The organism is Luteimonas rhizosphaerae, from assembly GCF_002849595.1.
Taxonomy (GTDB): Bacteria; Pseudomonadota; Gammaproteobacteria; order Xanthomonadales; family Xanthomonadaceae; genus Luteimonas; species Luteimonas cellulosilyticus.
Genome location: NZ_NRQR01000020.1, coordinates 141,113 through 163,790, shown reverse-complemented (window position 1 = coordinate 163,790; position 22,678 = coordinate 141,113). Strand labels below are relative to the sequence as shown.

The 22,678-nt window shown below is 63.6% G+C and carries 15 protein-coding genes; 8 read left to right on the top strand and 7 right to left on the bottom strand.

What is annotated here, in order from left to right:
• The first annotated feature begins 46 nt into the window (after positions 1 to 46).
• The 3 genes from CJ022_RS10235 to CJ022_RS10225 all read left to right on the top strand — a co-directional run bounded on the left by CJ022_RS10235 (position 47) and on the right by CJ022_RS10225 (position 3,822).
• Positions 47 to 2,110 carry a C1 family peptidase gene (locus tag CJ022_RS10235; RefSeq protein ID WP_101926543.1) on the top strand — a complete coding sequence of 688 codons (2,064 nt, stop codon included), beginning with the start codon at positions 47 to 49 and terminating at the stop codon, positions 2,108 to 2,110.
• Positions 2,111 to 2,228: 118 nt separating this feature from the next.
• Positions 2,229 to 2,876, top strand: a complete 648-nt coding sequence (locus tag CJ022_RS10230; RefSeq protein WP_101926542.1) for a TetR/AcrR family transcriptional regulator — start codon at positions 2,229 to 2,231, stop codon at positions 2,874 to 2,876.
• Between the two features lie 16 nt (positions 2,877 to 2,892).
• The gene (locus CJ022_RS10225) at positions 2,893 to 3,822 is read left to right on the top strand and encodes an alpha/beta hydrolase (protein WP_101926541.1); all 930 of its coding nucleotides are present in this window, start codon (positions 2,893 to 2,895) and stop codon (positions 3,820 to 3,822) included.
• Between the two features lie 358 nt (positions 3,823 to 4,180).
• Here CJ022_RS10225 and CJ022_RS10220 read toward each other — a convergent pair whose 3' ends face one another.
• Positions 4,181 to 4,375, bottom strand: coding sequence for a hypothetical protein (locus CJ022_RS10220; RefSeq protein WP_101926540.1), 195 nt, complete (start codon positions 4,373 to 4,375; stop codon positions 4,181 to 4,183).
• 618 nt (positions 4,376 to 4,993) lie between these two features.
• On the opposite strand from CJ022_RS10220, the gene CJ022_RS10215 reads away from it, so the two are divergent.
• The gene (locus tag CJ022_RS10215) at positions 4,994 to 8,860 is read left to right on the top strand and encodes a methylmalonyl-CoA mutase family protein (RefSeq protein WP_101926690.1); all 3,867 of its coding nucleotides are present in this window, start codon (positions 4,994 to 4,996) and stop codon (positions 8,858 to 8,860) included.
• Positions 8,861 to 9,310: 450 nt separating this feature from the next.
• On the opposite strand, the gene CJ022_RS16775 is transcribed toward CJ022_RS10215, so the two are convergent.
• Positions 9,311 to 11,554, bottom strand: coding sequence for a hypothetical protein (locus CJ022_RS16775; protein ID WP_143703935.1), 2,244 nt, complete (start codon positions 11,552 to 11,554; stop codon positions 9,311 to 9,313).
• A gap of 694 nt (positions 11,555 to 12,248) precedes the next feature.
• Here CJ022_RS16775 and CJ022_RS10210 point away from each other — a divergent pair.
• From CJ022_RS10210 to CJ022_RS10200, 3 genes are all read left to right on the top strand, one after another.
• On the top strand, positions 12,249 to 13,148 hold the full coding sequence (locus CJ022_RS10210; RefSeq protein WP_101926539.1) for a restriction endonuclease: 900 nt from the start codon (positions 12,249 to 12,251) through the stop codon (positions 13,146 to 13,148).
• A gap of 53 nt (positions 13,149 to 13,201) precedes the next feature.
• Complete coding sequence (locus tag CJ022_RS10205) at positions 13,202 to 14,023, top strand: hypothetical protein (protein WP_101926538.1); 822 nt, start codon at positions 13,202 to 13,204, stop codon at positions 14,021 to 14,023.
• 1,130 nt (positions 14,024 to 15,153) lie between these two features.
• Positions 15,154 to 15,759 (top strand): hypothetical protein, encoded by a 606-nt coding sequence (locus tag CJ022_RS10200; RefSeq protein WP_101926537.1) that lies wholly within the window; start codon positions 15,154 to 15,156, stop codon positions 15,757 to 15,759.
• A gap of 154 nt (positions 15,760 to 15,913) precedes the next feature.
• Here the strand turns inward: CJ022_RS10200 and CJ022_RS10195 are convergent, their stop codons facing one another.
• Positions 15,914 to 16,612: a transposase gene (locus CJ022_RS10195; protein WP_101926536.1), complete on the bottom strand. Its 699-nt coding sequence runs from the start codon at positions 16,610 to 16,612 to the stop codon at positions 15,914 to 15,916.
• A gap of 1,156 nt (positions 16,613 to 17,768) precedes the next feature.
• Here CJ022_RS10195 and CJ022_RS17075 point away from each other — a divergent pair.
• Positions 17,769 to 17,906: a hypothetical protein gene (locus CJ022_RS17075; protein ID WP_158238397.1), complete on the top strand. Its 138-nt coding sequence runs from the start codon at positions 17,769 to 17,771 to the stop codon at positions 17,904 to 17,906.
• A gap of 39 nt (positions 17,907 to 17,945) precedes the next feature.
• Here the strand turns inward: CJ022_RS17075 and gnd are convergent, their stop codons facing one another.
• The 4 genes from gnd to CJ022_RS17780 all read right to left on the bottom strand — a co-directional run bounded on the left by gnd (position 17,946) and on the right by CJ022_RS17780 (position 22,496).
• Positions 17,946 to 19,052, bottom strand: coding sequence for a phosphogluconate dehydrogenase (NAD(+)-dependent, decarboxylating) (gnd, locus tag CJ022_RS10185; RefSeq protein WP_143703934.1), 1,107 nt, complete (start codon positions 19,050 to 19,052; stop codon positions 17,946 to 17,948).
• 603 nt (positions 19,053 to 19,655) lie between these two features.
• On the bottom strand, positions 19,656 to 20,624 hold the full coding sequence (locus CJ022_RS10180) for an SDR family NAD(P)-dependent oxidoreductase (RefSeq protein WP_101926534.1): 969 nt from the start codon (positions 20,622 to 20,624) through the stop codon (positions 19,656 to 19,658).
• Between the two features lie 352 nt (positions 20,625 to 20,976).
• Positions 20,977 to 22,032 carry an AraC family transcriptional regulator gene (locus CJ022_RS10175; protein WP_199171498.1) on the bottom strand — a complete coding sequence of 352 codons (1,056 nt, stop codon included), beginning with the start codon at positions 22,030 to 22,032 and terminating at the stop codon, positions 20,977 to 20,979.
• A 305-nt stretch (positions 22,033 to 22,337) separates the two neighbouring features.
• Positions 22,338 to 22,496, bottom strand: a complete 159-nt coding sequence (locus CJ022_RS17780; RefSeq protein WP_201289088.1) for a winged helix-turn-helix transcriptional regulator — start codon at positions 22,494 to 22,496, stop codon at positions 22,338 to 22,340.
• Positions 22,497 to 22,678 lie beyond the last annotated feature (182 nt).

The following is a 22,678-nucleotide window of genomic DNA, read 5'->3' as shown; positions in this document are numbered from 1 at the left end:
GGCGCACGGCGCCGGGCGCGTTGAGGCACAGCGACAGGAGATCCCCATGGCCAGGAAGAAGACCAACGGACACGCGCCCGCCCGCGTGTCGCGCCTGCTGGACGCGCGGCCCGATACCGCCGATTTCCGCGACCGCATGTTCGATCCCACCCTCGTCGACGTGCCCGCGGAGATGCCGCTGTCGCGCTTCACCGCGCTGCGCGTGCCGGTGCTCGACCAGGGCGGCGAGGGCGCCTGCACCGCGTTCGGCCTGGCGACCGTCGCCCACACCCTGCTGCGCCGGCGCACGCCCGACGCGGTCCGCGCGCGCGTCAGCACGCGGATGCTCTACGACATGGCCCGCCGCTACGACGAGTGGGAAGGCGAGGACTACGACGGCTCGAGCTGCCGCGGCGCGATGAAGGGCTGGCATCGCCACGGCGTCTGCGCCGAGGACTGCTGGCCGGCGACCGGCGGCCCGCTCGACCAGCTCTACACCGAGGAACGCGCACGCGCCGCGCAGGAACATCCGCTCGGCGCCTATTACCGCGTCAACCACAAGGACCTGGTCGCGATGCACGCGGCGTTTTCCGAAGTCGGCGTGCTGTACGCGTCCAGCGCCGTGCACGACGACTGGCTGGACCCGCCCGCCGACGGCGTCATTCCGTGGAACGAACAACCCGTCAGTGGCTACCACGCCTACGCCATCGTCGGTTACGACCGCGACGGCTTCTGGCTCCAGAACTCCTGGGGCACGCGCTGGGGCCGCAAGGGCTTCGGTTACGTCAGCTACGACGAGTGGCTGCAGCGCGGTACCGACGTGTGGGTCGCGCGGCTCGCGGTGCCGGTGCGGCTGCAGCGTGTGCAGGGCGCGGCCGCCAGCAATTCCGCGCTGGCGCGCCAGTCGAACGGCTATTCGCAGGCCGACCTGCGGCCGCACGTCGTCAGCCTCGGCAACGACGGCCGGCTGCGCGGCACCGGCCGGTTCGGCCTGGACCAGAACGACCTGCGCAACCTGGTGCGCGAGGATCTGCCGCGCATCACCCGCGACTGGCCGGTCAAGCGCGTGATGCTCTACGCCCACGGCGGCCTGGTGCCCGAACAGGCCGCGATCCAGCGCGTCGCCGACCTGCGCGAGCTGATGCTGCCGCAGCAGGTCTACCCGCTGTGCTTCGTCTGGAAGACCGATTTCTGGAGCACGCTCGGCAACCTGTTGCGCGATGCCGTGCGCCCGCGCAGCGAAGGCCTGATGGACAAGGCCAAGGGCCTGCTGCTCGACCGCATCGACGACACCGTCGAACCGCTGGCCCGCGCGCTCGGCGGCCGCGCGCTCTGGGAAGAGATGAAGGAGAACGCGCGCCTGGCGACGACCGCCATCGAACGCCGCGGCGACACGCTGACCGAAGCCGGCGGCGCCGCGCACGTCGCGCGGCTGCTGGGCGAGTGGATGCGCGCCGATCCGACCGTCGAGCTGCACCTTGTCGGCCACAGCGCCGGCTCGGCCCTGCTCGCGCCGCTGGCCCAGTTGCTGACCGCCAACGGCGTGGTGCCCGGCGGCCCGGCGGCCGGCATGCAGGGCATCGGCACGACGATCGCCAGCCTCAACCTGTGGGCGCCGGCGATGACGATGACGCTGTTCGAGCAGACCTTCGCGCCGGCACTGGCCGAGGGCCGCATCGGGCACGGCGCGCTGTTCACGCTGACCGATCGCGCCGAACAGGACGACCACTGCGCCCGCGTCTACAACAAGTCGCTGCTGTACCTCGTCGCCCACGCGTTCGAGGAGAAGGCCCGCAGCTGGGTCCGCGCCGACCAGCGCCACGGCACGCCGCTGCTGGGCATGGCGCGCTTCATCGAAGCCAACGGCGGCATCCGCGACCTGCTGGCGACCGGCCGGCTCGACTGGATCCAGGCCCCGGTGCCCGAACCGCCGGCGCATGCCGCCAACGGCAGCACCGCGACCACGCACGGCGCCTTCGACGACGACCCCGACACGCTGCAGGCCACGCTGTGCCGGATCCTCGGCGAGCGCAGCACCGGCGCCCCGGTGCGCATCCACCGGTCGGAATCCGGACTGCAGGACTGCCGTCTGCGCCTGCGCGAGGCGCTGGACACGCCGGCCGGGCGGTGAGCCCGGGGTGCGACCGGGTCAGCGGGACCGAGCTGAAATGCGGGGTGCCGGTAGACGCCGGGAAAGGGTGGCGCCACACCGGTTTGAAAATACGAACGTTCGTGCTATTTATCCCCGCATGACCCCTGTGCCCGCCACCAGCAAAGGCTGCGCGACCCGCGAGATGATCGTCGAGCGCGCCTATGCCATCGCCTCGCGCCAGGGCCTCGAAGGCCTGTCGATCGGCGATCTGGCCGGCGCCGCCGGCATGTCCAAGAGCGGGGTCTTCGCCCATTTCGGCTCGCGCGAGGACCTGCAGCTCAGCGTGCTCGACTGGACCGCCGCTCGCTTCGCCGAGGTGGTCGTCGCGCCGGCGCTGGCCCGGCCGCGTGGCCTGCCGCGCCTGCGCGCAATCGCCGAGGGCTGGTTCCAGTGGGTGCTGGACAACCCCGACGGCTGCGTGATGCTCGGCGCGGCCAACGAATACGACGCGCGCCCCGGCGCGTTGCGCGAGCGCACCGTGCGCTGGCTGCAGCACTGGCGCCAGCAACTGGCGAAGGCCATCGGCATGTGCGTCGACGCCGGCGAGCTGGCCCCGTCGACCGATCCCATGCTGCTCGCCTTCGAGATCTTCGCCGTCACCGAGGGGCTGCACACCGCCCGCCTGTACGACCCCGACCACGCGCGCCAGCTCGCGCTGCGGTCGCTCGACCGGTTGCTCGCGTCCTATGGCGCCGGCAACGGCCCCGCATCCGGGCCCGCGTCCAACCCGTCTCCCACCGCCTGATCCCCTGGAACCCGCCATGGCCACCGCCGCCGCGTCCTCAAATAGCACGACCGTTCGAAACCATGCCGGGCTCGCGCTGCTGCGCTGGCGCTTCCGGCTGGGCAGCTGGCTGGCGCCCGCGGGCACGCTGCACCGTGCGTTCGACCTCTTCGGCACGCCGATGCCGGCCTCGCGCGAACGTGCCCGCAATGCCGACACCGGCGGCGCGCGCATCCATCGCCTGCCGCTCGGTCGCGAGCAGCTGACCGTCTACACCTGGGGCGATCCCGACACCCAGCCCTGCGTGCTGCTGGCCCACGGCTGGTCGAGCTACGGCCTGCGCTTCCTGCCGTGGGTGGCGCCGCTGCAGCGCGCCGGCTATGCGGTCGTCGCGTTCGACCAGACGGCGCATGGCCGCAGCAGCGGCCGCCGCGCCAACCTGCCGATGTTCGTCGCGGGCGTGCAGGCCGTGGCCGCGCACCTGGGCCCGCTCGCGGGCGTGGTCGGGCATTCGCTGGGCGGCGCGGCCGTGGCCATCGCGCTCAGCCGTGGCCTGCAGGCCGAGCGGGCCATCCTGCTGGCACCCGCGGCCGATCCCGTCGACGCCGCCCGTCGTTTCGCCGGCGTCATCGGCCTGGCCCAGCACCTGACCCGGCGGATCTTCGACGACTACGAGGCGATGACCGCGCAGTCGGTCGCCGACCTGCAGGCCCACGCCACCGCCCCGCGCATCGCCCGCCCGGCGCTGGTGGTGCACGACCTGGAAGACCGCGACGTGCCCTGGGCCGAGGGCGAACGCTACGCGCGCTACTGGCCGCAGGCGCACCTGCTCAGCACCACCGGCCTGGGCCATCACCGCATCGCCAACGATGCGGGCGTCGTCGCCGATGCGATCGCCTTCCTGCAGGGCGATACCGTCGGCCAGCGTGTGGTCTCCACCGGCGCGCTGCCGTTCGGGGTCTGCTGACCGCCAGAGGCGTACGCGTTCCACGAAGCGCGCGCGGCCCTGAAGGAGCGCGCTCGCGCGCGAGAGCGTTCCCTCGCGAAGGCGTTCCCTCGCCAATGCGCTAATGGGCATCCAATGCAGGCACGCCGCCAGGCTGGTCGTGCCGTCCGCGGCCGCCAGCGAGACCGACTGCCCGCGTAACGGCCCGCCATCCGCACAGCCTGACCCGTGCCCGCCTCGAAGTTCCTCGCGACGGGCCCTCGCGCGCGAGCGCGCTCCTACAAGCGCGCGGATCGGCCGACCTTCAAACAAAGCGACTGGGCTGCTCTGTAGGAGCGTGCTCGCGCGCGAACGCCTGGCCGCAGCCCGCCAGCGCGCCTCAGGGCGCCTCGAGCGATGCCTGCAAGGCCGTCGCCAGCGCCGCATCGCCGCTGACCAGATCGGTCCAGCGCAGCACCAGTCCCTTGCGCTTGCCCTTGGGCACCAGCTTCAGCCCGTCGGGATCGAGGGTCAGCGAGTAGACCGCGTCGCCGATGCGCACTTCGCGCTTGAGGGGCTTGTCGAGTGGCGTCATCGGGATGCTCGTCCGGGCGGAATGCGAAGGTTGCGCCCTGCGGTGTCGACGGCGGGCAAGGGCGGGCGCGCTCGCCATTGGTACCGCGGCCTTGCGTGCGGTCTTCTGCAGCCCCGGACCCGCATCGACACCCCTCGAGCGGAGCGTCGCGCGCGAGCGCGCTCCTGCGAGGGAGGGCAGGTGACAGCGGCGCCGGGTTCTGGGGGAATGTTGGCGTCAGGAGGCGATCGCGTCAGGTGCGCGATGGGTCTCAGGCCGCGATGGTGTCCAGGCGAAGCGCGTCTCGGAGGGCCGGGCCCCTGCATCACCGCCTCGGCTTGGAACCTCTACTCCCGCCTGCGGGACGACGTGCCCTCGGGGGAGAGGGGCAGGGGTGAGGGCGCTCTCGGCGCTCACTGCGCTCGAATGCGCGTCGCCCCCGGCACCCATCGCGCGCAAGCGCGCTCCTGCAGGGCGCATCTTCCGGTCGTGGGTTGGCATCGTTCGGAAGGCTCGCAGCGCGCCGTACACAGCATCATCGCCATCGCGCCTGCTGCGTCGCAACATGCTTCCGCCCGAAACCGCATGACCCCGCGCCGCTACAATCGCGGCATCTTTTCGCATTCCCAGGAGCGCGCCATGAGCACGCCTGCCAACCAGCTGCCCGACCGCCAGACCGACACCGCGCCGCTGCGCTTCGTCACCGCCGCCAGCCTGTTCGACGGCCACGACGCGGCCATCAACATCATGCGCCGGCTCATCCAGTCGCAGGGCGCGGAGGTCATCCACCTGGGCCACAACCGCAGCGTCGAGGACGTGGTGCGCGCCGCCCTGCAGGAAGACGCCGACGGCATTGCCCTGTCGAGCTACCAGGGCGGCCATGTCGAGTACTTCAAGTACATGGTCGACATGCTGAAAGAGCGCGGCGCCGGCCACATCCGCGTCTTCGGCGGCGGTGGCGGTACGATCACGCCCGAGGAAATCCGCGAGCTGCAGGGCTACGGCGTCGAGCGTATCTACCATCCCAACGACGGCATGAAGATGGGGCTGGTCGAGATGATCGAGGACGTCGTCCGCCGCGCCGGCGAGGCGCGCGATGCGACCGTCCGCGTCGAGACCGGCAACGCGCCCGGCATCGACGACGAGATCGGCATCGGCCGGGTGCTGTCGGGCATCGAGGCCGGCCGCATCACCGACGGCGAACTCGCCAAGCTGCGCAAGACCTGGCAATTGGCCGGCGGCAAGACGCCCGTCATCGGCATCACCGGCACCGGCGGCGCGGGCAAGTCCTCGGTGACCGACGAACTGCTCAACCGCTTCCTCGCCAGCTTCCCGCAGATGCGCATCGCGGTGATCTCGGTCGATCCCACGCGTCGGCGCAGCGGTGGCGCGCTGCTGGGCGATCGCATCCGCATGAATTCGCTGCGCAGCCATCGCGTCTACATGCGCTCGATGGCCACGCGTCGCCAGAACGTTGCCACCAATGCGGTGCTCAAGGACTGCATCGGCTTCCTCAAGAGCCTCGCCTACGACCTCGTCATCGTCGAGACCGCCGGTATCGGCCAGTCGGATTCGGAGATCGTCGATCTCGTCGATTTCCCGATGTACGTCATGACCAGCGACTACGGCGCGGCCAGCCAGCTCGAGAAGATCGACATGATCGATTACGCCGAGCTGATCGTGCTCAACAAGTACGACAAGCGCGGCGCCGAGGACGCGCTGCGCGACATCCGCAAGCAGTGGAAGCGCAACCGCGTCGCGTTCCAGACCGCCGATGCCGACGTGCCGGTGTATCCCACGATCGCCAGCCAGTTCAACGATCCCGGCGTGACCTGGATGTTCGACAACCTGTGCCGCCTGCTGCGCGAGAAGACCGGCGCCGGTGCAGGCGCCGCCTCGGCCGCGACCGGAGCGCCGACCGGTGATGTCACACGCATCGCGGCCAAGGCCGCTCCTACAGAGGGGCGGGGCTGCAATTTCCAGCCAAACCTCGACACCTCCCTCAAGGAACCGCGCGCCACCGTGCTGATCCCCGGCGCGCGCGTGCGCTACCTCGCCGAGATCGCCGAATCCGGCCGCCGCATCAACACCGACATCGAGCGCCAGGCCGAAGCCGCCGACCGCGCCCAGGCCATGTGGCAGGCGCTGCAGGAACTCGAAGATCCGCAGCTGCCGAAGGCGCTGGATCTCTACCACTCCGACGACATCGCGCCCGAGCGCAGTGCCGGCACCTCTCCCGCCAGCGGGACGACGCACCCTCGGGGTGGGGGTCGCAGCGCAGCTGCGGGTGAGGGTGCCGTCGTCGTCGACAGCCCATCCCCCGCAGTCCCTGCCGACCCCGTTCAAGCCGGCGTCGCGCCTGACCCCAGCACCGTCGCCCCCGCGGAGGCGGGGGCCCATGGACGTTCGGGCGGTGAGAGCGAAACGTCCATGGACTCCCGCCTGCGCGGGAGTGACGGCCGGAATGAGGCCTCCGGCAGGACCGTCGACCGCTCCCTCCTCACCCTGCGCCAGCGCTACAACGACGCCATCCAGGCCCTCAGCAGCGAATCGCTCAAGCTCCTGCGCGAATGGCCCCAGCGCTTGAAATCCATCACCGACGAGTTCACCGAGTACCAGGTGCGCGACAAGTCGATCAAGGTCGACAACTACCGCGACTCGCTGAGCCACCAGAAGATCCCCAAGATCGCCGCGCCCACCTACAAGAGCTGGGGCGAGCTGCTGACCTTCCTGGGCAAGGAAAACCTGCCGGGCAGCTATCCCTACACCGGCGGCGTGTACCCGTACCGCCGCACTGGCGAAGACCCGATCCGCATGTTCGCGGGCGAGGGCACGCCCGAGCGCACCAACCGCCGCTTCCATTACCTGTCCGTCGGCCAGCCGGCCGCGCGCCTGTCCACCGCCTTCGACAGCGTCACCCTGTACGGCGAAGACCCGGCGCCGCGCCCGGACATCTACGGCAAGATCGGCAACTCGGGCGTCAACATCCCCACGCTCGACGACATGAAGAAGCTCTATTCCGGCTTCGACCTGTGCGCGCCCACCACGTCGGTGTCGATGACGATCAACGGCCCCGCGCCGATGATCCTGGCGATGTTCATGAACTGCGCCATCGACCAGCAGATCGAGAAGTACCTCAAGGCGGACGACGCCCGCTGGAAGGAGGCGGAAAGCCGTCTCGCCAAACTCTTCGAAGGCCGCGAGCGCCCGAGTTACCACGGCGAACTGCCGCCCACAAATGACGGTCTGGGCCTGAGCCTGCTGGGCGTCTCCGGTGACCAGATGGTGGATGCCGACACCTATGCCGACATCAAGGCACGCACCCTCGCCACCGTGCGCGGCACCGTGCAGGCCGACATCCTCAAAGAAGACCAGGCCCAGAACACCTGCATCTTCAGCACCGAGTTCGCGCTGCGGATGATGGGCGACATCCAGCAGTATTTCGTCGACCGCAAGGTCCGCAATTTCTACTCGGTCAGCATCTCCGGCTATCACATCGCCGAAGCCGGTGCGAACCCGATCAGCCAGCTCGCCTTCACCCTGAGCAACGGCTTCACCATCGTCGAGTACTACCTCGCGCGCGGCATGCGCGTGGACGACTTCGCGCCCAACCTGTCGTTTTTCTTCTCCAACGGTATGGACCCCGAGTACACCGTCATCGGCCGCGTCGCCCGCCGCATCTGGGCACGCGCCATGCGCGAGCGCTACGGCGCCAACGAACGCAGCCAGATGATGAAGTACCACATCCAGACCAGCGGCCGGTCCCTGCACGCGCAGGAGATCCAGTTCAACGACATCCGCACCACCTTGCAGGCGCTCTACGCCCTGTTCGACAACTGCAACAGCCTGCACACCAACGCCTACGACGAAGCCATCACCACGCCGACGGAAGAGAGCGTGCGCCGCGCCGTCGCCATCCAGATGATCATCAACAAGGAAATGGGGCTCAACTTCATCGAGAACCCCTGGCAGGGCAGCTTCGCCGTCGACTACCTCACCGACATCGTGGAAGAGGCCGTTTACAAGGAATTCGAAGCCATCAGCGAGCGCGGCGGCGTGCTGGGCGCCATGGACACCATGTACCAGCGCGGCAAGATCCAGGAAGAGTCCATGTACTACGAGCACAAGAAGCACGACGGCTCGTTGCCCCTGGTAGGCGTGAACATGTTCCTGCCCAAGGAACACGCCGGCGAGATCGCGACCGAGATCGAACTGATCCGCAGCACCGAAGAAGAGAAGGGCCAGCAGATCGAGAACGTCCGCAATTGGCAGGAAGGCCGCAATGCCCTCGCGCCCAAGGGCGAGACCTCACACGCCCATCAGGCCGACGCCGACGAACAGGCACCGATGGTCCACGACGGGCATGGTCTGGCGTATCTTCAGAACGCGGCGCGGGAACGGCGCAATGTGTTTGAGGCGCTGATGGAAGCGGTCAAGACGCATAGCCTGGGGCAGATCAGCCATGCGTTGTATGACGTGGGTGGGGAATATCGGCGTAATATGTAGTTGTTTTCTTTCCGTAGACAAAGGAGGGGGTGTGTCCGATCTGATCGAGCGGCTGGAATATAGAATCGCAAGCTGCGGGAAAAGAAATCGACGAAACTATTACGCATCGTTTGCGATCCTCTTCTGTTCTGTGATTGCAAGTGCCGCTACGACGGTTGCTGTCTCAGTTGATCAAATGCCTAGGCCCGCGATTGCTGCACTCGCATCGTTGTCTGGAATCTTAATTCTTGTGAATACTACCTTTCGTTTCGAAGAGCGATCTCGCTGGTATTGGCGCAAGAGAACTATGTTGGAAGTCCTCTGTCGAAGATATCGTTATGAGGGTATGTCTGAGTCAGATATCTCTCAAAAATGGAACCAAATCGACGAAGAAATGTTCTTGGAATGGCCAGGTTTCGAGGCGAGTAATCCTATAGTGACGCCTAAGATTGAGAGGAAAACGGAGCAAAGTTAAGAGAGCGAGTTGGTTAGATGACTGGGAAGCCAGCCAACGATTGCGCAGTTGTCTCTTTCATGCCAGTGGAAGTAGACCCTGAACCCATGTCTTGGATCTACGTTGTCCTTTCCTTTGACGTGCTGGTCTAGTTTTACCGTTTCGTGTTTGTAGGGTGTCTGATATGCCCCGCTGTAGCGGCGATCCTCTACAGCATTTCCAACAGGTGATATCTCAAGTCCAAGTTTGGCAAATTCACTTCGAAATTCTCCGCCATTTATTCTGGCTGGCACGTAATATTCTGAAAGAAGCCAAAGTGTTCTATAGGCAAGCGGTATGTCGTCGAACACAGAGTTGCGTGCCGCGCGCAGAGCTTTGCCTGTAAGAATGACTCGGTCGCGAAGATTATCTGCGCACCATTCATCTAGATCATCCCAATTCTCGGGGAAAGTGGGTTCAGAAGGGCCTCCCTCTTCTCTGATCTGAGCTTCCAGCGAGAAAACGCGCGAGTCGAGGTAGTGAATTCTCGCTCTCATTCGATCTTGTTGGTCGCGCAGTGCGGATAGCTCGGAAATCAGGATATCTCGCTCTGATTGAAGGGAGCTGTTGTCCTCTTCGAGCAGCTCGATGTATTTCTTCTCTTCCAGTAGCTCATTTTTTACGGCGTCGATCGAGGTACTTTCAGTCGCTCTTTTCGAGGCATCTCTGACCTTCTCTCGCGCTTGTTCGATCTGGCGCCGCAGCGTCATCTCTCGAACTCGCTCAAAACTAGGTATTGCATCCTCACGTTCTAGCGCGCGAAGGGAGCTGTATGCAGATTCGCGAAGAAGTTGGCCTGTGAGAGCATTTAGTCCAAAGCCCTGCTCCGTCAGCTCTGTGGGGCTCCAAATCGGATGTCTACCAGGTTCGTCATCAGACGAGAAGTCAGGTCGAAACATACGTATAGCTGCGCCCGCCACCGCGAACTTTCGGCTCACGAGTTCGTTGAAGGGCCATGCCATCTCGCGGCTGAGTACCACCACCTTTGCCAATCCGCTCAACTTGCGCGAGAGGTCAGAAGGTCGCAAGAGGTTCTTTGATAACCCGTTCTTCGTGTAGGTCGAAATCACAACGAGAGGACGACTTCGCTTAGATGACTTAATCGAGCTGATTACAACTTGCAAGGATTTATGGTCATCTATTATTGTTGGTTCCGATCCAAAAACCGCACCTTCGTCGACATCTAGAATCCCTATTTCTCGAACAATGTCGCTAACAAGGCCCGGTATACTTGTGCTCGGCTCGCCGGTATCCTGGGGCGAGATAGCGGTTAGAGTGATGGTGATCGCGGGTGTGGGGGTAGCGTCAAGTAGCACCATCTCGACTCGCCATCGCCTTCCTGGCGTGCTCTTGTCAAGAGTCTCGGTCTGCATAGCCCATAGACCGTGTTCAATGGCATTAACTACGCTGGTGGTATGCCCAAATCTAGATTTGGCCTCAAAGCTGTCGTGCTGAACAGATTTTACATCGAAGCCTTTTTTTCTTAGCCAAGATAAAGCTACCTCGCGAGCGGAGTTGAATGAATTCTCGCGTGCCAGTCTACCTTCAACAGCTATTATCGGGGTCACTTGCCATGAGTGCTTTCGGCTAAGAGTTTCTTTAACTTCGCGTGCGGCGCCGTTAGCTAAAGGCGATCGGAAATTTGATTCCCTTCTCGTAACTGGCGTTCGCCCTGAGTAAGCAGCATGCGCTCTTTCGGAAGTGGCTTCCGATGTCGAAATTTCAAACGGTGTAATTGACTCGTGAAAAGCTGTAGTATCTTCCGAGATCTCCTTATCGGAAAGAGAAAATTTATCTTTAGATTCTTTCTCCGAGTCCTGGTCAGAATTTGAATTTTCTAAGCTTAATTTTATGCTGGCAGATAAGGGGGATTGTGTATGCTGCTCAAGGCTAGCGGTCGACTCGGTGTAATGAAGAAAATGGGATGAACTTGTCGCCGTTCGGCGGCGTATGATGTATGCCGCTTTGCGGGCTTTCATTTTCTCAATTTGATCTAGAAATCTTAGTGCTTGCCTCGCCACGCGGGGCATTTCTGCTGATTTGGAGGAATTTGCAGTTTTCAGGCAGAGATTTGCTTGGCTCTCCCATTTTGATAGATGCTCATCGGTAGGCGGCTTCGCATAAGAGACGCGATCGAACTCCTGTTCTAATTTCCTGAGTAGGGAGGCTAGCTCGCTCGCGGATTTGTAATCTACTCTCTGCGTGTCTTGGTGCATTGTCATGGTTGATCTGTGATGGCGTGCCGCCATCTTACCCGGGAAGGCTTCGTATTGGATAATGGTGCAAGGTTCACTTATCTAGCAGGATAACGGTGTCAGGTTCACCTATCTCGTAGGTCGCTAGGACGCTGCTGGGTAGAGAAGTGCGAGCGCCTGTGAGATGAGGTTGCGCCTGCTCGCAGAAATGACCTCATCGCCATAGGTGAACCAATCGCAGCCCTTGCCCATGGGCACCGATAACGGGGTCAGGTTCACTTATCTAGGATGACGCCGCGGGCTAACGGGGTCAGGTTCACTTACCCGCTCGGTCGCGAGTCAACCTCGTTTGCCGGGCTTGCAGGGGCGGTGAACCTGACCCGCTTGCGAGCCCGTAAGCGGCCCCGTGAACTAACGGGGTCAGGTTCACTTATCAGGATGACGCCGCGCGAGCGGCGACGTCCGCCAGTCAGGGGGGGCGCATGCGACAGGGGGGCGGGGGACCGGCTGGAGCATCTGCTCGCCGCGTACCGAATAACGGGGTCAGGTTCACTTATCTAGCGGCAATAACGGGGTCAGGTTCACTTATCTGGGATGACGCCCCGAGAGCGACGATATAGGCGAGTCAGGGGGGCGGCATGCGACGGCGATAACGGTGTCAAGTTCACTTATCTAGGATGACGCTGCGCAAGCGGCGACGTAGGCCAGTCAGGGGGACGGCATGCGACAGGGATTGAAGCGCGTGGCACATCGTCGGGACGATGCGCTGACAGGGTTGCGGTGGGACCGGCTGGAGCATCTGCTCGCCGCGTACTACCGGGAAGCGGGCTATCAGGTCGAGCACTTGGGGACGGGCGCATCGTCCGGCCGGTTCGATGGCGGTGTCGATCTGAAACTGCAACGCGAAGGTCGGGTCGTGCTGGTGCAGGTCAAGCACTGGAACGCCTACAAGGTGCCGCACAACGAGGTGCATCAGCTGATCGGGCTGATGGTCAATGCGCGCGCCGATGCCGCGATCCTCGTGACCAGCGGTGAATTCACCAAGGCCGCGATCGAGGCCGCGACCCGCAACGGGCTGGTGCAGCTGATTGACGGCAACGAACTCCGCGCAATGCTCGGCACACTGCCGGATGCGCCGTCGCCTGCAACGCGGAATGCCGACAGCCTGGCCGCTCAGGTGAGCGAACATCTGCTGCATGCGGCGATGAACCGCGCCTTACCGGCCGGCCGCAAAGCCGCGACCTCATGGGCCAAAGCTACCGCCACTACGCTCGTGCTGAAGGGCGTCGCCCTGGCCTTGATGCTGCTGATCGCCTATCAGGTGATCCAGTCGCTCAGCCGCAACTTTAATCAGAGTCTGCAGAACATCGGCAAGCCCGCTGCCGCCGCCGTCCAACGCCCCGCACCGCCGCCCCAGTTCGCCCAGCAACGTACCGAAGTGTCGACTACGCCTGCTGTCCCCAACTTCTGCATCGAACGCGATCGCGGCACCGGCGCCATCGTCGACCGCTGCGCTGAACATGCCGCACGGTCGAAGCCAACGCTCGTCGAAGTCCGCGAATCGCAGCGCCGAGCCGACGCGGCGATGGACGTGCTCAGACACTCGACGCCTGAGATGTAGCTTTGGATCGGGAAAGAACGTCCATCGATCAACTTCTGAAACGGAGATCAGCTATGCGCGTGCAACTGGCATCACCAATCATCAAGGAAACCACGACGGTCAAGGCGTCGCTTACGAAGTGCTTTCTGTTGCTAGCTGGGCTGATGGGCAGCGTTTCGTCAGTGTCGGCGCAGGAAGCCACGCCAGAGGCGCTCCAGCCTGAGATTGCGTCAGCCCAATCGAACGGCCGGATGATGTTCCTCCACGCTCGCGCGGTTGCCGCTGTACGGGCCGCGATGCAGGAAGACCGTGACATGCGCCGCGATCGTCGCATTGCGGGCGAGGTCACCGAAGGGAGAGACGGCAAGATCACGGTCACGGTCCTGGATGAAACTCCCGCCGCGCTGTACCGGGCGACGGTGCTGGCAGACGGGACAATCGAACTGCCGATCAATGTGTTGCCGTCTCCGGGGCAGTTGTCGACGCTAGAGGCCGGCGCAGCACAGGCGCGCGCTACAGCGTTGGCATTCGATACGCCGCGATGCGGCAAGCACTACGACACCATCACGTTTCCCACCAACGAAGCGGACCAGTGGGTCGTCTACCTCATGCCCAGGCCAGCGCGAGGCTCTGTACCGGTCGGCGGCGCGTTTCGTCTCGAAACTGTTGGTACGACGGTCACTGAAGGCCGCTCCTATACGAATACCTGCATCGCTATGGCTTCTAACCCAAAGTCGGAGGCGATGATCATCACGCATCTGCTCGATCCTGTACCGACGGAGGTGCACGTGTTCTGGAGTCTCTGGGAGGGCAAACCGTTTTTTGTGTCCACGGCCGAAGACGGGCTCTGGAAGATCGAGGAAGGGCGTATTTCACCGGTCGAGAACGAGGACTAACCGCTCGTCGCGCTCAAAAATGCGAATTGACAAACATGCGTAAGGACTAACGGTGCCAGGTTCACTTATCCCGCTTCGACGGTCGATGCGCGAGCCATGTGCCCGCAAAGCGGCGCGTCTTGGCTTCGACCATCGCGCGGAAGTCGTCACGGCCCCAGGCGCGTTGCTGTTGCAGGTACTGCCGGGTTTCATCGAGTTGCTGGTCGGGCAGCGCCTCGTCCAGCAGTCCACGCCAGATGGCTAAGCAATAACGGGGTCAGGTTCACTTATCCGTCCTGCTCGGTCGATGCGCAGGACGGACGCCCGAATGCGGGGTCAGGTTCACTTATCAGGATGACGCCGCGCGAGCGGCGACGTCGGCCAGTCAGGGGGGCGGCATGCGACAGGGGGGGCGGCTGGAGCATCTGCTCGCCGCGTACTGCCGGGAAACGGGCTGTCAGATTAAGCACGTGGGGTTCGGCACATCGGCCGCGGGGTCCGATCCTTGCAATAGCAGGGGACAGAGTGCAAATCTCGACTTAGCATGCCGCCAAGAAAGCGAGCGCAACGGACGCCATTCTGAGGCACCGCATGCGAGGTCTCGGTTGCAAGCCACGAGACCCACAAGCGCTCTTGGAATTCTCTAGGTGTTCTCTAACGCACAAATGGAGAGCGATGGAAATCTTTGAATTGGCGACAATTTACATATTCCTTGGCGGTGCGGTAGGAATGGTTTTAAGGTCACAAATCGCGCTATCGCTTAAACCCCTGAAAATTATCAGAAGCAAGAATATCTTTATTCGATATATTTCGAGATGTGCGATATTCAACGTCCACTTATTTCTATCTTTCTTGATTACGCCTGCAGCCATCTCGAGGTTGCTTGAGTACATGAAGGAAAGCGGGTGGCCTCAGGAGGATTTAAGGGTTATTTATCTACTTTCGTGCATACCTCTCGCGATTTTGCTTTACGTAATCGACTACAGGTTTATCGTGAAGATGGCGAATAGTGAATAACGGGGTCCAAGAGCGAGGTCATGTTCACTTATCCGTCTTGGTCGGTCAATGGTAGCGGCGCCAGGTTCACTTATTTCGCTTCGGCGGTCGATGCGCGGGCCGTGAAATAACGGGTTCAAGTTCACTCATCCGTCATGCGCGACTATTTTAGTTTGCGTGACTTAAATGATTTGCTCAAGCGGGCCGAGCTGGAAATGAGCCGTCACATGCGTAACTTCAAATCATTTGCGCATCGAAAGTTGGACGTCATGGAGATCGCGCTCTACCTCTATTTCGTGGCCGCTATCGCGATGGCCGTCTTCGGCATCGACCTGACCGGTCTTGTGAACGAAGCACTGCTCCCGGATCAAGCGAGGTTTCAGGCCATTTGTTCGCGGAATCCTGCCCTCGACTACATGCCAAGTTTGTTCTTCGGGATGCTTTTTCTATATGTGCCGGTACTCCTCGCAAATCTTGCATCGTTTCGGCGGCGCTTGACTTGGACCTCGCCCAGCATGACGCCTATGGAGCATTGGCGGCTGTCGTTGGCATGTTTGGTTTTGGGCGCGGGCGCACCGCTGATGCTGTTTCTGGCGCTTGCCGTCAGTCCGGCAACCAGTCTTCGGACCTCCGCATTTCTGGAATTCGCGTCGACTAGCGATCTAACTGTTGCAGCAGTTTTTTTTCTCACATTTTGGATATCCACGTTCCTTCTCGCTGGCGCTTATTTCAATGTCAAACTGGCGTTGTATTATCGGTAACCGGAATAACGGTGCCCGGAATAGCTGTGCCAGGTTCACTTATCTAGGATGACGCCGCCCGAGCCGCAACGTAGGCCAGTCGGGAAGGGAGGGTAACGATGCCAGGTTCACTTATCCCGCTTCGACGGCCGATGCGCGGGCCATAAAAAAGGGGTCAGGTTCCATTTCTGGAAGCCCGCGGCCTGCCTGCCGGTCGCACTTCGAGGGCGCGCCCGGTCAGCACCTCGATCTCCTTTCTGAAGCGGTCGCTACCCCACGGCTTCTGCTGCCGCGTGTGCAGCGCGAGGGCATCGCGCAGGTCATCGGGGATGCCCGCGGCGACTAGCTCGCGGTAGGACTGTTGGCGCGTTGCGTCCGTGGTGCCGAGTGCGGTCCATGCCGCGTGGGGACGCAAGCGCGGTTCATGCCGGCCCAGTGCGTTGGCGTGGTAGCTGCTCCAGGCGTAGTCGCCCGGCACGCGGCACATGGCGGCGCGCACAGGATTCAGTTCGATATAGCGATAGCAGGCGAGTACGTAGGCGTCGCTGTCGACCAGCGCCGACTTGAACCGGCCCTCCCAGAGGGTGCCGGTGCGCCGGTAGCGGGCGTTGAAGCATGCGACATAGCGCCGGCCGATGGCCTGCATCATTCTCGAAATGCCTCCGGCTTCTGCTGACGTCACGAGAAGATGCACGTGGTTGGTCATGAGCACGTAGGCGTGCACCTCACAAGCATGTTTGAGGGCGGCCTCGCCGAGTTCCTGGCGGTACTGCTGGTAATCCACGTCGAGCGCGAAGCATGGCTGGCGGTCATTGCCGCGCTGGACGATGTGCTGCGGGATGCCTGGCAGGTCGAGCCGGGTAAGTCGGGCCATGCGCGTGATCAGGGGCGGGCGGACCTCCAAGCTCGCCGGCGCTAAGCTCGTCGTCAGTCGGTGTTCTCCGAACAGTGGGCCGGAATTCAACCTGACCCCGTTTTCCCGTTTTCCAGTGGCCTGCGCCGGCGGGTCCGACCAGCAGACCCCGTTCCAGCAACACGTGCTGAAGGTTGCGTCTCTGCACGACAATGTCGGGATGAAGCGCGCGCCCGCTCCCGCACGTAAGGGTCTGGCGTGGCTCGATTGCCCAACTATCCCTGCGTCCTTTCTGATGCGTCGGCGTGCCAATCCTCCGTGTGCTTTTTTTTTGGGTGGCGAGTTCGGTCGGCGTATACCCGGTACAAGATCGCGTCATCTAATTAAAAACGTTCAAAATTAAGAAAAATTCGCGTAGGAAGGAGCCGCGAACAATTGTGAAAATAAACTCTCAGCGGCCAGTAATGACTGAATCAAGTGGTCTTAAAACAAGCACTTGGTTGTTGCCACGCCAATGCTAACTCCGATTGTCCGCAGTCAATAAAATTCTTTAACTCATGGCGTGCTGTTGACGAATTACCTGGATCGTGCTCGTATCGATTTGGGCCCTGCCCAATCTCTCTAGCTAAAAAAGGATATTCAAATGTCTCTTGGATTTTTAGCGTTTATTCTTGCCGGTAGCTCTTTCTTTGCTCCGGCTTCGACCCCGCCCGAAGATTCAGGTGAGTGCAATACCTATCTCCCAGTTTACTGCAGGCCAGCCTGATCTCATATTGCGCCACGGACGCTTAGTCCCGTGGCGCATTTACTCTTAGTCTAATACGGGCGCGACAGTATCGAGTGCGACGCGCTGTATGCCGCCATCAATGAAAAAAAAGGGGCGGAGAAATAAAGGGGCGGAGGTAATTGGTCCATCTCCAGCTTTACGCCCGTGAGCCGCGATGGTCGCCCTCGCGGCCTGGTCACTACGGGCCGGTTCAGCGCCTTGGCCATCATCAGCTGGAAGCGTGGATCACCCAGCGCCTTTCCCTGCGCCATGTAGATGCGGATGCGAGTGAGTTCATCGGGTGCAAGCAGTGCGTACAGCCACGTGCGATAGGCGTCCGCTCGGCGGGTACGGTCTGCGCCGAGCGCGGTGTAGATCGGATGCAGCGTCAGAAGTGCTGCCCAGATGCGGATGCACGCTGGTCCAGCGGTCGTCCTCGGGCTGCTCCACCATCGCGGCCCTGACTGGATTGAGTTCGATGTCGCGGTGATCGAAGCCGCGCGGCACACCTTCGACGCGCAGCACCCGGAGCGCGGCATCCACGATTGAGGGCGCGAGCGTGCCGACGTGTCCCTGGACCTTCGTTGGTTACTGCGGCATTTCGACATGCCCACCGAAGCCGAAGCGCATCGCCGACAGCAGCTGATCGCCGAAGGTGGTGTCGACGCGGCTGCGATAGCGGGCGAACAACGCGGCAGACAGCACGTAGGCGGGCACGGCCTCTTCCATCGCGGCGTCGATCGTCCACTGGCCTTCCCCGGAATCGGACACGTTCCCCGAGAACCCGGCAAGACGCGGGTCATCGGCGAGGGCCGATGCGCACAGGTCGAGCAGCCACGAGGAGATCACGCTGCCCCGCCGCCAGACTTCCGCCACCTCCGCCAGATCGATTTCGAACCGCTCCTCCTCGGGCAGCTTCTCCGATGCCTTGCCCTTGAGGATGTCGAAGCCCTCGGCGTAGGCCTGCATCAGGCCGTATTCGATGCCGTTGTGGACCATCTTGACGAAGTGGCCTGCGCCGGCGGGGCCCGCATGGATGTACCCGCGCTCGGACGGTTTGACGGGGCCGCTGCGGCTGGGGGTACGGCGCAACTCGCCATGGCCCGGTGCCAGCGTTTCGAAGATCGGATCGAGACGCTCGACCACCGCTTTTTCGCCGCCGATCATCATGCAGTAGCCGCGTTCCAGCCCCCAGACGCCGCCCGAGGTGCCGACATCGACATAGTGGAGGTGTTGCATGGCGCAGGCCTTGGCCCGGCGTATGTCGTCCTTGTAGAAGCTGTTGCCGCCATCGATGAAGATGTCGCCGGGCGCGGCAAGCGGAATCAGCGCCTCGATCGTGGACTCGGTGATGGCGCCCGCCGGCAGCATGATCCAGAAAACACGGGGCGCCTGCAGTCGGGCCGCCAGCGCGTCGAGCGACCTGGTGACTGCGATGCCTTCGTCCGCCAGCGCGCCGGTGGCCGCCGTGTTCTGGTCGAAGCCCACGACGTCGTGGCCGCCGCGCATCAAGCGACGCGCGATATTGCCGCCCATCCGGCCAAGGCCGATCACTCCGATCTGCATGGTGTCTGTCTCCCTCGAAAACGGTTCCTGGGTCGATTCGTCTGCAGCCGGGTGGATGCGGGCTGCGCTGCTGCAACGGTGCGCCGAGCGGGCACAGGCCGCAAGTCCGGGCGTCGCGCGCCGATGGATATCAGGCAGGTTGCTGCGGGCGGACGGATCGGGGTGGCAGTGCCGGATTCACTTCTTCAGACGTCGTGTGCGGTTGCTGGCAGTTCGTGGCCGCACCGCGACCCTGGAAGACCCGTTGCTGCGCGTGATCGCTCGCCAGCGACAGGCGGGCGATACGGCGCCGTCACTGCGACCGCCGCGTCGCCTCGTTCGGATGGGGGGCTGCGTGTGGGCCGGAACGCGGATCGCCAGGCGATGCAATCCGCTGGCTGGACCACATCGGATGCGGTGAGCCCCGACGTGCCCGGTCAACGCGCTGGTACTGGGACGCGGGCGCAGGTGCATCGACTCCGCGATCGCAGTCGACGCAGCGCTGCAGAGCTGCAGAGCTGGCGATCGTTTCCCCCCGGACCATGTGCGGAGGAACATCTGGCAGATCGATGCGGGGACGGTGGGGCATGCGCATGCTCGGGTACCGGGGCATCGGCCTCGCACTGGAGATCGACTGGCAACAGCAGGCGACGCGCGGCGTCATGGACGGATGCTTCGCACTCCGGCCCTGTCTTCGGGCCTTCCGATGGCGGTGGTGCGTCCTGATTGCCCCGATCCTTCTTTTCTCCGCCCTCAGCGCAGCAAGGCGGATTCCTCTTCCGTCGTCAGACCGACCAGCTGCCTGGACGCATCCCACAACCTGGCGGCGCGGGTTTCGTCATAGGACATCGTCGCCGAACGCGTCTCACCGAACGATCCGTCCTTGACCTGGAAGTACTTGCCGGACCCGTCCGCATAGGCCGGGTCAGTCGCCAGTCTGGCGAGCGACGCGCCCGAAACATCGAGGCGGCCCACCGTGAAGCCAGCGCGCTTCATCAGCCGCCTGGCGAAGGCGGTGCCGGCAATAAACCGCAGGGGCGGCGGTGCGCCGCGAAGGAAGGAGGTCCCTGAGACGGAGCCGGGATCGAAGGCGATGGAGGCGATCCCACGCCCGCGCCGTCGCAGCCGGCGGTGCAGCTCATAGGCGAACAGCATGACGCACAGCTTGGCGGTGGCGTAGCGCACGCCCGAGGAAAGCGGTGTTCCGCCATCCGCTCCGACCTTCGCGAGTGTCCAGGCGTCGGGTTCCACTGCGGGCCCCACGGCTTTCCCGTCACGGGTATCGGGGTCATGGGTCCCGCTGGCAGTGAACACGATTCGGCCATCCGCGGCCACACGGTCGATCAGCAGATTGACCAGCAGAAAATGCCCCATGTAATTGCCCGCGAACATTGCCTCGTATCCCTCCGGACTATGCAAGATTGGTCCGAAGCCACGTCCACCGGCGTTGCACAGGATGGCCTGGAGCGGGTCGATCTCCCCGGCCTCGATCAACGAGCGAAGCCCTGCTGCGGCCGTTTTGACCGAGGCCAGCGAAGACGTGTCGAGTGGCAGGGTGCGGACCGTCGTCCCGCTGGCCTGCCGGAGCTGGTTCGCCACGTCGGTCATGCGATCCGGGCTTCTGCCCGCAAGCACGATATGCCGATGCGGTTCCGCGACGAGCCGCTTGACGCATTCCAGTCCAATACCGCTGTGACCACCCGTGATCAGGATCGTTGGCATCGAGGTGTTTCCTTCTGCTGTTCAGTGCCGGCTCGTCAGAGCCGGCGTGTGGGGCAGACGACGTTATCGCTGCCCGACGACGAACTCAGTGGCGGAGAACGCCAGTTCACTCGCAGTTCGCGCCAACTGGGCACGCGACCTCGTCCGACGCTGTGCGCTCCCATCAGGTCGAAGCGTTGCGTCGCGTCCTGTTCGCCGGTGCCGAGTGCGGCGCCACGCTTGTGCGCTGACCAGATCCGGGCCGTGGTTCGCCAGTCAAGGGATCGCGTTTGGAGGGCAGACGATCGCGGCCGCGCCAGGCGATTGGAGCGCGCTGGGACGGGGGCGGCTCAGCAGCGAAGCACGCACCGGTTCACTCGCAGCGTGCGCCGCTCTCACCACGTTCCGGGTTGCTCGCGAGCGTATGGGCGGCGCCGCCCACGCCGTGGATCTCCCGCCAGCGACCGGGCGTCATGCGTTCCCAGTCCTTGAAGGCGCGGTAGAAGGAGTTCGTGTCCTGGTAGCCGAGAAGGTAGGCAATCTCTTCGATTTCCATCGAGGCATCGGCGAGCAGCTGATGCCCGAGCTCCTGGCGCGCTTCATGGAGAAGCGCACGAAAGGTCGAGCCCTCCTGCGTGACGCGTCGCTGCAATGTGCGCTCGCTCACGCCAAGCTCGCGCGCCACGTGGGCGATCTCCGGTCGGCCGCTCGCTAGGCCTCTCTTGAGAACGGCCTTGACCTGCGCGCGCACGGAGCTCTCGGCTTGAAGTTCGCTCAGCGCCGTGTTCAGCGCTGGCGTCAGCAGATCGAGAAGCTCCGGGTTGTGACCGGGAAAGGGGCGATCGACATCCGCCGACCTGAGGACGAGAACGTTGCCTGGCGCGCGATACCGGACCGGACAACCGAAGTAGGCCTGATGCACGTCGGGTGTGGGACCGGCCCGTGCGAAGTCCATACGGACAGGCGTCAGGTGTTGACCGATGCCGCGTCTCCCGATTTCAAGCAGCATGGCGAAGCTGACATCGGCGAGCAGGGGCGGAACAGGCTCGGTGGCGAAAGGCCACGCCTGGGTGATGAAGAAGTGCCCGTCCCGTTCCTCGAAGTGCAACTGGTCCGGCGCACACAACCGCTTGAACCGGGCAACTCTCGAGAGGGCATCGCGATAGTCGGCAGCGAGAGAGGCAGCGAGAAATGCCGGCTTGTGCCCCATCGTGCTGGTCGTCTCGACCAGTTGGATGCCGAACCCGGGGTCCGTCGTCAGGTCACCGATGGCCTTCCAGAGTGCAAAGAGCTGGGCCGTGGTGAGAATCGCCTGTTCCTGCAGGTGAAGCGTGGCGGGCAGCCGGGCCTGCCGCAGCACTGCGGCCGGCGGCAGGCCAAGCCGATCCAGCGTGAGCCAGACGGCCCGCCCCAACTTGCACTTGTCCACTGGCGCAACCTCGTCGCATCCCATTGCCGTTCACCGAGCACTGTGGCCGTTCGGGTCGAGAACGCCAAGCGCAAACGACGCCAGATCACCTGCAGCTTGCGCCATGCAACGGGCTGCTGCGGCGCCGGCCAGTCTAGGCCAGAGAAGCAATCACGGTGCCAGGTTCCGCGTGGGGCGGATCCGTGCCTGACAGCCGCGCGCCCTCAGCCGGTTCTGCATCCCCACTCGCAAAGCGGCATGAGCGCGCCTGAGAGCGTGAGGCCGAATGCCGTCGTGGTGTCGTCCATGCGCGGAGGCACGTCCTGCTAGCCGTGCCGAACGACGCCGTCGACTGTCTGAAGCTCGCGGAGCTGCTGGATCAGCACGTTCTCACTGATGCCTTCCACCAGTTGCTTGAAGTCGCCGACCCGTCGGAGACCATGCTGCAGGTGATACAGAAGCTTCGGCTTCCACGTTCCGCCCATCAAGGCGAGTGCGACATCGACGGAGTGACGGGGTGAGGCAGTGGACTGCCAGACAGATCGAGGCGGCGCAGGTGAGCCATTCGGGGCCGCGTGCTTCGAACGCGACGCGCGCATCGGTGGCATCCGCAGACGGCAGGCAGGTCGAACGATGGACGCGTCGGGGAAGTGAGCCTGACCCCGTT

Bases quoted from the DNA above. Each gene is read 5' to 3' on its own strand.
- CJ022_RS10235 (WP_101926543.1), top strand. From the start codon at position 47: ATGGCCAGGAAGAAGACCAACGGACACGCGCCCGCCCGCGTGTCGCGC.
- CJ022_RS10230 (WP_101926542.1), top strand. From the start codon at position 2,229: ATGACCCCTGTGCCCGCCACCAGCAAAGGCTGCGCGACCCGCGAGATG.
- CJ022_RS10225 (WP_101926541.1), top strand. From the start codon at position 2,893: ATGGCCACCGCCGCCGCGTCCTCAAATAGCACGACCGTTCGAAACCAT.
- CJ022_RS10220 (WP_101926540.1), bottom strand. From the start codon at position 4,375: ATGACGCCACTCGACAAGCCCCTCAAGCGCGAAGTGCGCATCGGCGAC.
- CJ022_RS10215 (WP_101926690.1), top strand. From the start codon at position 4,994: ATGAGCACGCCTGCCAACCAGCTGCCCGACCGCCAGACCGACACCGCG.
- CJ022_RS16775 (WP_143703935.1), bottom strand. From the start codon at position 11,554: ATGACAATGCACCAAGACACGCAGAGAGTAGATTACAAATCCGCGAGC.
- CJ022_RS10210 (WP_101926539.1), top strand. From the start codon at position 12,249: ATGCGACAGGGATTGAAGCGCGTGGCACATCGTCGGGACGATGCGCTG.
- CJ022_RS10205 (WP_101926538.1), top strand. From the start codon at position 13,202: ATGCGCGTGCAACTGGCATCACCAATCATCAAGGAAACCACGACGGTC.
- CJ022_RS10200 (WP_101926537.1), top strand. From the start codon at position 15,154: ATGCGCGACTATTTTAGTTTGCGTGACTTAAATGATTTGCTCAAGCGG.
- CJ022_RS10195 (WP_101926536.1), bottom strand. From the start codon at position 16,612: ATGGCCCGACTTACCCGGCTCGACCTGCCAGGCATCCCGCAGCACATC.
- CJ022_RS17075 (WP_158238397.1), top strand. From the start codon at position 17,769: ATGCACGCTGGTCCAGCGGTCGTCCTCGGGCTGCTCCACCATCGCGGC.
- CJ022_RS10180 (WP_101926534.1), bottom strand. From the start codon at position 20,624: ATGCCAACGATCCTGATCACGGGTGGTCACAGCGGTATTGGACTGGAA.
- CJ022_RS17780 (WP_201289088.1), bottom strand. From the start codon at position 22,496: ATGGGCGGAACGTGGAAGCCGAAGCTTCTGTATCACCTGCAGCATGGT.